This is a genomic window from Methylobacterium aquaticum, from assembly GCF_001043915.1.
GTDB lineage: Bacteria > Pseudomonadota > Alphaproteobacteria > Rhizobiales > Beijerinckiaceae > Methylobacterium > Methylobacterium aquaticum.
Genome location: NZ_LABX01000008.1, coordinates 1 through 1,770, shown reverse-complemented (window position 1 = coordinate 1,770; position 1,770 = coordinate 1). Strand labels below are relative to the sequence as shown.

General features: G+C 68.8%; 4 protein-coding genes. 2 read left to right on the top strand and 2 right to left on the bottom strand.

The features are described from left to right. Positions 1–162 precede the first annotated feature (162 nt). Both VP06_RS35800 and VP06_RS35795 read right to left on the bottom strand, forming a co-directional pair. Positions 163–396, bottom strand: a complete 234-nt coding sequence (locus VP06_RS35800) for a hypothetical protein (protein ID WP_156295394.1) — start codon at positions 394–396, stop codon at positions 163–165. Between the two features lie 92 nt (positions 397–488). Continuing rightward, positions 489–842 (bottom strand): hypothetical protein, encoded by a 354-nt coding sequence (locus VP06_RS35795; protein WP_156295393.1) that lies wholly within the window; start codon positions 840–842, stop codon positions 489–491. Positions 843–1,042: 200 nt separating this feature from the next. Between VP06_RS35795 and VP06_RS01120 the strand changes: the two genes are divergently transcribed. Both VP06_RS01120 and VP06_RS38850 read left to right on the top strand, forming a co-directional pair. After that, positions 1,043–1,390, top strand: a complete 348-nt coding sequence (locus VP06_RS01120; RefSeq protein WP_048444523.1) for a hypothetical protein — start codon at positions 1,043–1,045, stop codon at positions 1,388–1,390. Between the two features lie 24 nt (positions 1,391–1,414). After that, the coding region (locus VP06_RS38850) for a transposase family protein (protein ID WP_197093096.1) at positions 1,415–1,770 on the top strand (356 nt) is incomplete at its 3' end.

The following is a 1,770-nucleotide window of genomic DNA, read 5'->3' as shown; positions in this document are numbered from 1 at the left end:
GATGCTATGGGACCGCTGCGCTTCCGGCGAGCGCGCTCCGCCCGGTCCGGGCGGGGTGCACCCGCCGACGGACATCTCGCCTGTGTTTGGCGGAGTACCCGTCGCCGGGAAAGACCCATACCGTGGGGCGAAATCGCGGTCAGTTAGGTTTCGCTTCCCGGGTCAGTGACGCTCTTCGCCGGGATGGCCGCCCTCGTACACGACCTCGCGATGCTCCTCTCGATGGCCCGGTTCGCCATGGTGACCTAGCGTCTTCCTGTGCTCGATGACGTGTTCGTGGGGCTCCGCGCCATGGCGGTCGGCATGAGCGGCTCCGACTTCGTCGAGCGCTCGCGCCGGACCTGCCGCGGACCCGAACGCGGCCGCGGCGAGCACGAGAACACCGATCTGCAACATTCTCGACATCTCCTCACCTCCATCTTCGCTCGGAGGACTGAGGAACGCGCCTAGCCCCGCATACGATCCGGGGGTATATGATCATTTTTTGGCTAATCGAATTTCAGCGTGGAAATGCGTGTCGGTTCCGCACCCTGCACCGAACTGTCATGCCGTGTCCCGGGCCGCGCGACCGGCCGGGCGACAAGCCCCAGCCGATGGCGCAGACCCAGACGACGCATCGCGTACCCTGCCTGCCTCGCAGCCTGCAGGGGCCCGGGATCCGGTGCAAGCTCCGGATGCGGGCGGCGGACGCCAAGGGCCGCCGCTTTGATCGCCCGGTGGAGGTCCGCCCATCCTTCCGCACGCCGCGGCAGCACCGCCGTGGGCCAGTTCCGATCCTTCCATAGGCCGGAGACGACCTCGTGCGTGAAGAGCGGCAGAAACTCCTTGATGCCGTGTGCCACGGCCAGACCTCGGCGGCCGACGCGTAGGCGTCGGGCATCGGATGCGTCATGTTACAAATGGTGGTGGAGTAGCCGTCCCAGACTTGGCGCACTGCAATGCCGGCCAAGCCGCAGCGGCGCTTGAGCATGGCGCCGAATACGCGTGGTGCCCAGTGGTTCGGCAGGCGGTTGAGCCGCCTGTTCCGTCCGGCCGAGCGCAGGTGGCAGAGGCCGCGCTCCAGAACCGCCTCGCCGCAGCCCCAGACGCGGGCGAGCGCCAGCGCCTGCCCCACGGCCGCAGCCAGGGTTTCGCGCACCTGCTCGGCGCCGGCCTCCGGCGGCACGGCGAGCCGGACCAGCCGGTGGTAGAGGAACTTGGCGTCCCGCAGGTCAGCTGGGTCGGCACCCGGCGCCACCTCGACGACGGACAAGCCGATCCAATCCAGGTTGAGGTGAATGCCGAGCGCCCGACCCGGCACGGCGGGTACGGGTGGGATTGCCCCGGATCGGTGGTTCTTGCTCACTTTGCGTGGATGGCGGTGGATCGCCTCGGGCCGATGATGGTCTGATCCGCCCTCCCCATCGTGGGAGGCATGAACATTCCCTACGCCATCCCCGAGTGCCGCGTTGCGCATCTCGTCGAACGACACCACGATCACCTCGTCGTCCCGGTGCGACTGGACGCAGCCACAGGCTGCTGCCCAGAGTGCGGGCATGCGAGCCGGTCCGTCCATAGCCGCTATCACCGCCAGCCCGCCGATCTGCCGCTGTCAACATCGCAGACCAAGCTCCGCATCGAGGTGCGGCGGTTCTACTGCCTCAACCCGACCTGCCGACGCCGCACCTTCGCGAAGACGCCTACGGACCTCCTCGCACCGCACGCCCGGCGCACGCGGCGGCTTGGCGAGGCGCAGGCTAGGGTCGGCCTCGCCTGCGGCGGGGCAGGCGG

Excerpts from the sequence above, each read along its gene's own strand:
- VP06_RS35800 (WP_156295394.1), bottom strand. The coding sequence starts at position 396 with ATGTTGCAGATCGGTGTTCTCGTGCTCGCCGCGGCCGCGTTCGGGTCC.